This is a genomic window from Rhodoferax lacus (genome assembly GCF_003415675.1).
Taxonomy (GTDB): Bacteria; Pseudomonadota; Gammaproteobacteria; order Burkholderiales; family Burkholderiaceae_C; genus Allorhodoferax; species Allorhodoferax lacus.
This window is the reverse complement of the sequence record NZ_QFZK01000026.1, coordinates 37,255-45,806: the sequence shown is the minus strand read 5'-3', so window position 1 is coordinate 45,806 and position 8,552 is coordinate 37,255. Positions and strand designations below refer to the sequence as shown.

General features: G+C 65.6%; 9 protein-coding genes. 7 read left to right on the top strand and 2 right to left on the bottom strand.

What is annotated here, in order from left to right; genetic code table 11:
- Nucleotides 1-161: 161 nt before the first annotated feature.
- Entirely contained in the window at nucleotides 162-1,631 is a 1,470-nt protein-coding gene (locus tag DIC66_RS21015) for an aminotransferase-like domain-containing protein (protein ID WP_117180145.1), read from the bottom strand.
- A 156-nt stretch (nucleotides 1,632-1,787) separates the two neighbouring features.
- Here DIC66_RS21015 and DIC66_RS21010 point away from each other — a divergent pair, with 156 nt between their 5' ends.
- From DIC66_RS21010 to DIC66_RS20980, 7 genes are all read left to right on the top strand, one after another.
- A complete protein-coding gene (locus DIC66_RS21010; RefSeq protein WP_117180142.1) occupies nucleotides 1,788-2,723 on the top strand; it encodes a DMT family transporter in 936 nt (311 codons plus the stop codon).
- The gene (locus tag DIC66_RS21005; RefSeq protein ID WP_117180141.1) at nucleotides 2,720-3,319 is read left to right on the top strand and encodes a LysE family translocator; all 600 of its coding nucleotides are present in this window, start codon (nucleotides 2,720-2,722) and stop codon (nucleotides 3,317-3,319) included. Before DIC66_RS21010 ends, DIC66_RS21005 begins: the two co-directional genes overlap by 4 nt.
- 67 nt (nucleotides 3,320-3,386) lie before the next feature.
- Complete coding sequence (locus DIC66_RS21000) at nucleotides 3,387-4,628, top strand: aminotransferase-like domain-containing protein (protein WP_117180140.1); 1,242 nt, start codon at nucleotides 3,387-3,389, stop codon at nucleotides 4,626-4,628.
- 15 nt (nucleotides 4,629-4,643) lie between these two features.
- Nucleotides 4,644-5,600, top strand: a complete 957-nt coding sequence (locus DIC66_RS20995) for a PhzF family phenazine biosynthesis protein (protein ID WP_199534814.1) — start codon at nucleotides 4,644-4,646, stop codon at nucleotides 5,598-5,600.
- Nucleotides 5,601-5,605: 5 nt separating this feature from the next.
- Nucleotides 5,606-6,526 carry a pyridoxal-phosphate dependent enzyme gene (locus DIC66_RS20990; protein ID WP_117180138.1) on the top strand — a complete coding sequence of 307 codons (921 nt, stop codon included), beginning with the start codon at nucleotides 5,606-5,608 and terminating at the stop codon, nucleotides 6,524-6,526.
- Nucleotides 6,527-6,555: 29 nt separating this feature from the next.
- Nucleotides 6,556-7,002, top strand: a complete 447-nt coding sequence (locus DIC66_RS20985; protein ID WP_117180137.1) for a DUF3291 domain-containing protein — start codon at nucleotides 6,556-6,558, stop codon at nucleotides 7,000-7,002.
- Nucleotides 6,999-7,691, top strand: coding sequence for an aspartate/glutamate racemase family protein (locus DIC66_RS20980; RefSeq protein WP_117180136.1), 693 nt, complete (start codon nucleotides 6,999-7,001; stop codon nucleotides 7,689-7,691). Before DIC66_RS20985 ends, DIC66_RS20980 begins: the two co-directional genes overlap by 4 nt.
- A 12-nt stretch (nucleotides 7,692-7,703) precedes the next feature.
- Here DIC66_RS20980 and DIC66_RS20975 read toward each other — a convergent pair whose 3' ends face one another.
- Nucleotides 7,704-8,297 carry a class I SAM-dependent methyltransferase gene (locus DIC66_RS20975; RefSeq protein WP_117180135.1) on the bottom strand — a complete coding sequence of 198 codons (594 nt, stop codon included), beginning with the start codon at nucleotides 8,295-8,297 and terminating at the stop codon, nucleotides 7,704-7,706.
- Nucleotides 8,298-8,552 lie beyond the last annotated feature (255 nt).

The window sequence follows — 8,552 nt, the reverse complement described above, 5'->3', positions numbered from 1 at the left end:
TCAATACCAATTGTCGTAATCTCCATGGTGGACGCTCCTTTCGCTTCAGAGGGTTGAAAACACACCCCTCACTTTGGCACTTTGATGCCGCTAATGCGAGGGGGGCGTCCATTCCATTGGCCCGGCGGCGGGACGTGGCGTCCATGCTTGCCAAGCACCTATTACTCGGCGCAGAGCCGCTGCAGCGTGCTCCAGAACAGCGGCTCTTGCGTGGTGGCGAAGTTGATGCGCATCAGGCTGCTGGGCGTGCGCCGTGCGTGGAACAGCGCACCGGGCGCCAGCAGATAGCCCTCATCGAGCATGCGCTGCGATAGCGCGTCCGTATCCACCCCGGTCTCCACCCAGCCAAACAGGCCCACCGGCTCGGCCGCGAAAGTAAAACCGTGCGCCTGCGCCAGAGCCACGCTGCGGCTGCGCGCGCCGTTCAGGCGCTGGCGTATGCGCTCGGCGTGGCGGCGTATCTGGCCCTGCTCCACACACCAGGCCAGGGCTTTTTCCAGGAGCGCGGGTGTGGTCAACGTGGACAGCAGCTTGGTGTCCAGCAGCCGCTCCACCAGGTTGGGGGGCGCGGCCATATAACCCACGCGCCAGTTGGGCGCCAGGATCTTGGCAAAGCCGCCCACGTAGATGGTGCGCTGCAGGCCGTCCAGCGCGCACAGCCGGGTGGCATGGTCCGAGGCAAAGTGGCTGTAGGTGTCGTCCTCCACCACATGGAAGTTGTACTGGTTGGCCAGTTGCAATATGCGGTGCGCGCTGGCCGGCGTGAGGCAAAAGCCAGTGGGGTTGTGCAGCACGCTCACGCTCACAAACAGCTTGGGCGCGTGCGCCTGGGCGTAGCGCTCCATCACCTCCAGGTCCGGCCCGTCGGAGCGCCGCGGCACCGGCAGGATGCGCATGCCCAAAGCGTCCAGGCGCGCAAACTCCACGGCCCAGCCGGGCTCCTCCACCATCACATAGTCCCCGGCGCGCAGCAGAGTGCGGCTGACAATGTCCAGCGCATGGGTGGCGCCCAGGGTGGTGATGATCTGTTCAGGCCCGGCCTGCACCGCCAGGCTTTTGAGCCTTTGCGACAGGGCCCGACGCAGACCGGCGTCACCCGCGGGCTCGCCGTATTGCAGTGAGAAGGCGTTGAGTTCCTTGGCGCTGCAAAAGCGCCGCACGGCACTGGCGAGAAACGTGGTTTGCAGCCACTCCTGCGGCAGCACGCCCATGCCGGGCTGGGGCTTGTCGCTGATGCCATGGAACATGCCGCGTATCAGCGCCGTTGCGTTGAGCGGCGCGCGCGGCGGGCTCACAGCGCCCTGGGCTGATGCGCCCGGCCCAGTCCCTTGTTCTGGCCCGTCCGCCTGCCCGTCCAACCGGGCCCGCGTCTGGCTTTGCATCAGCGCGTATTCGCCCGGCGTCTGCACGCTGTCACGCACAAAAAAGCCGCGGTTGCGCCGTGCCTCCACCAGGCCCTGCGCCAGCAGTTGGTCATAGGCGCCCACCACGGTGGAGGGGCTCACGCCCTGCTGTTGCGCGCACTGGCGCACCGAGGGCAGGCGCGCACCCGGCGCCAGCAGCCGGTCGCGTATGCGCTGGGCAAAGCGCGCTGCCAACTGCTCGGTGAGCGACTGGGCGCTGCTTTTCATCACCTTGGCCACCACGGGACCTCCTGTTGGGCTTGTGTCAGTTCCATCGGCAATACAGTTTTGAAAATGTTCAGCCTGACTGTACTGCAACTGTGTTGTTTTTACCCGTACAGTCGACCGCATGCATTCCCACCCCACGCCCACACCGGCCGCTCCATGAAAAAAGAAACCAAAGGCATGTGGCTGGGTGTTCTGGGTGTGGCCATCTTTGCCGTCACCCTGCCCATGACGCGCCTTGCCACCGGCCCCACCGAAGACCCGCAGCTCTCGGCCTGGTTCATCACTTTTGCCCGCGCGGCACTGGCTGGCGGCCTGTCGCTGCTTTTCCTGGGCATGACACGCTCGCCCCGTCCCACTGCGGCCCAGCGCAAGCCCTTGCTGCTGGCCATGCTGGGTAATGCCGTGGGCTTTCCGCTGTGCCTGGGGCTCGCGCTGCGCCATGTCTCTTCCGGCCATGCCGCAGTGTTCACGGCCCTCCTGCCATTGGCCACCGCAGCCCTGGCGGCCTGGGTGCTGCACCAGCGGGCGCGCCTGGGCTTTTGGGTCTGCGCCGGGCTGGGTGCGGCCATGGTGGTGGCTTTTTCGCTGCTGCGCGCCTCGCAACACGCGGGCGGCTTCGCGCTGGAGTGGGCCGACTTGCTGCTGCTGGGCGCCATTCTGTCTGCCGCCATGGGCTATGTGTTTGGCGCGCAGGTCACGCCGCAGCTGGGTGCCGAGCGGGTGATTTGCTGGGTCTGTGTGATGGCCCTTCCCTTCAGCGTACCGGGTGCGCTCTTGAACTGGCCCTCAATCCCCATCCACAGCAGCGCCTGGTTGGCCCTGGTGTATGTGGGCGTGTTCAGCATGTGGGCGGGCTTTTTTGCCTGGTACCGGGGTTTGGCCATGGGGGGCGCTTTGCGCGTGAGCCAGGTGCAGTTGCTGCAGCCTTTTTTCAGCATCCTGGCCGCCGTGCCGCTGCTGGGCGAGGTACTGGAGCCCATCACCCTGGGCTTTGCCCTGGGCGTGGTGGCGGTGGTGTTTTTCGGCAAGCGGCTGGCTTCCAGCCCGGCACCCGTTCTGCACCCGGCCCCTGCCGCAAAGGCCACGCCATGAGCCAGGAAGTGTGGCTTGCCGCCAGCCTCTTTGCCCTGGTCAGCCTGATCACGCCCGGCCCCAACAACACCATGGTGCTGACCTCCGGTGTGAACTTCGGCCTGCGCCGCACCCTGCCGCATCTGCTGGGCATCAGCATCGGCTTCAGCCTGATGCAGGTGCTGGTGGGTCTGGGCCTGCATGGCCTGCTGGGCCAGTACCCGGTGGTGCTGGAGTGCCTGCGCTACGTGGGCGGCGCCTACATGCTGTGGCTGGCCTGGAAGCTGGCCACCTCGCGCACGGTGCCCGGTGATGTGGCCAGCAACGCACAGCCGCTGGGCTTTTGGGGTGCAGCCGCCTTCCAGTGGGTTAACCCAAAGGCCTGGGTGATGTGCATGACGGCCATGACCGCCTACTTGCCGGTGGACGCCAGCCTGGCGCAGGTGCTGATGCTGGGTGGCCTGTTTCTGGGCTTGGGCCTGCCCTGCGTGGGCAGCTGGGCCGCGTTTGGCAGCAGCATGCGCCGTTTTCTGCAGGACCCTTTGAAGCTGCGCATCTTCAACAACACCATGGCCCTGGCGCTGGTAGCCTCGCTGGTTCCCATGTTCATGCACTGACGATACCGCGACAATAAACAGCAGCCCCGTACCGACAACGCCAACAACAAACACCCAAGACAAGAACATGAGCAAACCCACTTTCCCCTGGACCTTGTCCGAGCGCGCCGCCCGGATGAACCCCTCGGTAATCCGCGAGATCCTCAAAGTCACCGAGCGCCCCGGCATCATCAGCTTTGCCGGTGGCCTGCCCTCTTCCAAGACCTTTCCGGTGGCCGAGTTTGAAGCCGCCTGCGCCAAGGTGCTGCGCGACGATCCCGCAGGTGCTCTGCAATACGCCGCCAGCGAAGGCTATGCGCCCTTGCGCGAAACCGTGGCCGCCATGCTGAGCGAGCAGGCCGCAGCCCAAGGCCAGGCTTGGGATGTGAGCCCGGCCAATGTGCTGATCACCACCGGCTCACAACAAGGCCTGGACCTGGTGGCCAAGGTGCTGCTGGACAAAGGCAGCCGCGCGCTGGTGGAGTCGCCCACCTACCTGGGCGCGGTGATGGCCTTCACGCCCATGGAGCCCGAGGTGATCAGCGTGGCCAGCGATGCAGAGGGGCTGGACCTGGCCGATCTGCGTGCCAAAGCCCACTACAACGGACAGGCAGCGCGCTTTCTCTACGTGCTGCCCAACTTCCAGAACCCCACCGGCCGCACCATGACCGAAGCCAGCCGCGCCGCACTCAGCCAGACCGCTGCCGAACTGGGCCTGCCGCTGATGGAAGACAACCCCTATGGCGACTTGTGGTTTGACACGCCGCCCCCGCCCTCGCTCACAGCGCGCAATCCGGCTGGCGGCATTTACCTGGGCTCGTTTTCCAAGGTGCTGGCACCGGGCCTGCGCATGGGCTTTATCGTGGCGCCCACGGCTGTGTACCCCAAGCTGCTGCAGGCCAAGCAGGCCGCCGACCTGCACAGCCCGGGCTTCAACCAGCGCATGATCCATGAGGTGATGCAGGACGGCTTTTTGAGCCGCCACGTGCCCACCATCCGCGCCCTCTACAAAAGCCAGCGCGATGCGATGCTGCAGGCCTTGGCCCAGCACTTCCCCGACTCCGCCACGCAGCCCGAGCAATCGCTCACCTGGAACGCACCCGCAGGCGGCATGTTCCTGTGGGCGCGCCTGCCTGTGGGCATGAATGCGGTGGACCTGCTGCCCCATGCCGTGGACAAGGGTGTGGCCTTTGTGCCCGGCGCGCCCTTCTATGCGGGTGAGCCGGACGCGCGCAGCATGCGCCTGTCGTTTGTGACCCCCAGCGTGGAAGAGATTCACCGCGGTGTGGCAGCGCTGGCTGCGGCCATCCGGGAACAGCAGGCGCTGTAGGAAAGGCTGCCACCCATGCCCCGCCTACACCCTTTTTTGCAGGTGGACGTGTTCACGGCCCAGCCCTACTACGGCAACGCCCTGGCCGTGGTGCTGGACGCAGCTGAGGTGTCCGATGCCGACATGCAGCGCTTTGCCATGTGGACCAACCTGGCCGAGACCACCTTCATCCTGCCGCCCACGCCCGAGGCGGCAGCGGAAGGTGCCGACTACCAGGTGCGCATCTTCACCACTGCCTACGAGATGCCCTTCGCCGGCCACCCCACGCTGGGCAGCTGCCACGCCTGGCTGGAGCGCGGCGGCGTGCCGCGCGATGCGGACTGCATCGTGCAGCAATGCAAGGTGGGCCTGGTGCGCATACGCCGCGCGGGCACGCGCCTGGCCTTTGCCGCGCCCGCCCTGCAGCGCCAGGACATTGCCAGCGACTTGCAGCCTTCTCTGCTCGTCGCACTGGGCCTGCAGCCGCATCAGGTACTTGCCAGCCAGCGCCTGGTGAACGGTCCCTCGCACTTTGGCCTGCTGCTCGACAGCGCCGACAGCGTGCTGGAACTCGCCCCGGATTTTTCTGCACTCAAGGCTGTGCTGGCCCAATCCGGATGCAGTGGCGTGGGCGTGGCGGCGGTGGCAGCTGCCGGGCCGCAGACTGGCCTGATACGGCGCTCCAACCGCGAGGCGCGGGCTTTTGGCGGCAACACCATGGCAGAACACAGCGAGGCGGAGGACGAACCGAGCGTAGAGGTACGCATGTTCGTCAGCGACCTGGCAGTGGCCGAAGACCCGATCACCGGCAGCTTCAATGCCAGCCTGGCGCAATGGCTGATCGCCGAGGGCCATGCGCCCACGCGTTACGTGGCCGCCCAAGGCACGTGCATAGGCCGCGCTGGCCGCGTCTATATCGAGCAGGACGCCAGTGGCCAGGTCTGGGTGGGCGGCGACTCGGTCACCTGCATTGCCGGCGTGGCCTCGCTTTAAACACCATGCCCCTGCATATTCCCACCCCACTCATCGTGTCTGCCCCGCTGTCCCGCACCGCGGGCCGCCCGGTCTGGCTCAAGCTCGAAGCCCTGCAACCGCCCGGCTCCTTCAAGATCCGCGGCATCGGCCTGGCCTGCGAGCACTATGCGCAGCTTGGCGCCAAACGCTTTGTCTCCTCCTCAGGCGGCAATGCGGGTCTGGCCGTGGCCTATGCCGGGCGGTTGCTGGGCGTGCCCGTTACGGTGGTCGTGCCCGCCACGACCTCGGAGCGCGCCAAAGACTTGCTGCAGCACGAAGATGCTGAGGTGATCGTGCACGGTGCTAGCTGGCAGGAAGCCAACGCCCTGGCGCAGTCCCTGCTGGGCGACACCGACGCGTTCTTGCATCCCTTTGACAACCCGCTGCTGTGGCGTGGCCACGCCACCCTGGTGGACGAGGTGGCCGCCACCGGCCGCAAGCCCGGCGCCGTCCTCCTGGCCGTGGGCGGGGGCGGCCTGCTGGCCGGGGTGGCCGAGGGACTGGAGCGCAACGGCTGGGGCGATGTGCCACTGCTGGCGGTAGAGACCGAGGGAGCGGCATCGCTGCACCAGAGCATGCATACCGGGCAACGCGTGGAGCTGGAAGCCATCACCAGCATCGCCACTTCGCTGGGCGCACGCCAGGTGTGCGAGCGCGCTTTTGAACTCGGCCAAAGCGGCCGGGTGCGCAGCCTGCTGGTGTCCGACAAGGAAGCCGTGGCCGCCTGCACCCGTTTTCTGGACGACCACCGCCTGCTGGTGGAGCCCGCCTGCGGTGCAGCATTGGCCGTGGCCTACGGCCAGCCCGAAGCCCTTGCAGATTTTCAGGACATCGTGGTTATTGTGTGTGGCGGCGCCACTGCCAGCGCCGACAATCTGCGCCAGTGGACCGCACGGTTTGCATAAGTAAAACAACATCCAAGAGGAGGCTGGCCATGGCCGCATACGAACTCGCCCAACTCAATATCGCGCAGATGAACGCTCCGCTGGACAGCCCGCAAATGGCTGACTTTGTGGCCAACCTGGACCGCATCAATGCCCTGGCCGAGGCCGCCCCCGGCTTTGTCTGGCGCTTGCAGGATGACGGGGGCAACGCCACGGCCTTGCGCCCCTTTGGTGACGACACGCTGGTGAACCTGTCGGTGTGGAGCAGCGTGGAAGCACTGAGCGACTACGTCTACAAATCAGCCCATGTGGACATCATGAAGCGGCGCAAGGAATGGTTCGCGCGCACGCCCGAAGCCACCACTGTGCTGTGGTGGGTGCCGCAGGGCCACCGCCCGGATGAAAACGAGGCCCTGCAAAAACTGCAGACCCTGCGCGCCATGGGGCCCACCGACAAGGCCTTTGGTTTCAAGCAGGCCTTTGCGGTGCCCGCATGAAAACCATAGGCCTGATTGGCGGGATGAGCTGGGAGTCCAGCGCGCTGTACTACCGCCAGATCAACGAGGCCATCAAGGCGCGTCTGGGTGGCCTGCATTCGGCCAAGCTGGTGATGGTGAGCGTGGACTTCCATGCCATCGAAGAACTGCAGCGCGCCGGGGACTGGGCCACGGCGGGAGAGATGCTGGCCAATGCCGCCCGCAGCCTGCAAGCCGCCGGTGCCGACTTTCTTCTGCTGTGTACCAACACCATGCACATCGTGGCCCCGGCCATTGAAGCGGCGGTGGACATCCCGCTGCTGCATATTGCCGACCCGACGGCCGAAGCCATCCAACGTGCCGGGCACACCCGCATCGGCCTGCTGGGCACGCGCTTCACCATGGAGCAGGCTTTCTACAAGGACCGCTTGGTGCAGCAACACGGCCTGCAGGTGCTGCTGCCCTCACAGCCAGACCGCGACACCGTGCACCGCATTATTTTTGAAGAGCTATGCCTGGGCCAGTTGCATGAGGCCTCGCGCCAGCACTACCGCCGCATCATGGCCAGCCTGGTGGCGCAAGGGGCGCAGGCCATCATCCTGGGCTGCACCGAGATCACCTTGCTGGTGGGTGCAGCAGACGCCAGCGTGGCACTGTTTGACACCACGGCCCTGCATGCATTGGCCGGGGCCGAGCGCGCCCTGCTGTAAGAGCGGCGCCTGTCAGGGCAGGAACGCCTGCGCCAGCTCCTGCAGCTGCGCGTCCGGCAGCTCTTGCTTGGCGGCCAGCATCCACACATCAAAAGCCAGAGGGCGACGTGCGCCAATGGCCTTGGCAAAGCCAGCCGTGAGCAAGCTGTCCTTCAGGGAGTCCAGCGTGAAGCCGCCCTTGTGCGCCATGTAGAGGTTGCCCTGGGCCATGTAACCCCGGTGTCCATACAGAATGTCAATGGCGCTGATGGGGCCCGATGGTGACCCGTAGAGGGGCTCGAGCAAGCGGTTGTTGGTCACTTGCGCACACACGCTTTGCAGGTCTGGGCAGGTGATGACCACCATGCCATCGGGCTTGAGCACCCGGCAAAACTCGGCCAGGGCCGCAGGCACTTCATGCGGATAGATGTGCTCCAGGTTGTGGGCCGAATAGATGGCATCCACCGAGCTGCTTTCTACCTTGGACATATCGACCAGACTGCCCTCGATATCGGGGTTGACGCTCTTGTCGATGTCAAAGCGCACCTCCTGCCAGTCCGCCCCGGCAAAGCCCTTGAGCCCGGTTTTATCCATGGGGCCACAGCCCACGTGCAAAAATTTTTTCATGCTGGTCCTTGTAGTTTTTCGATGGAAGCTGTCGCCCAAACCATCATAGGCAGGCAGGCAAAAAGGGCAACCGCTGAGCGGCTGACGGCGTGGTGCGGGTCAGCTTTTCAGCGGGCCAGCACACCATCGCTTTGCTACACTGTTCCCATGCAGTGCCCATTCCCAGCAACATCCGCCCTCGCCATCCCCATGGCCTGTGGCGTTGCGCCCGCTTACCCACGGGAATTGGGCGCACGCATTACCACCATTACCAGC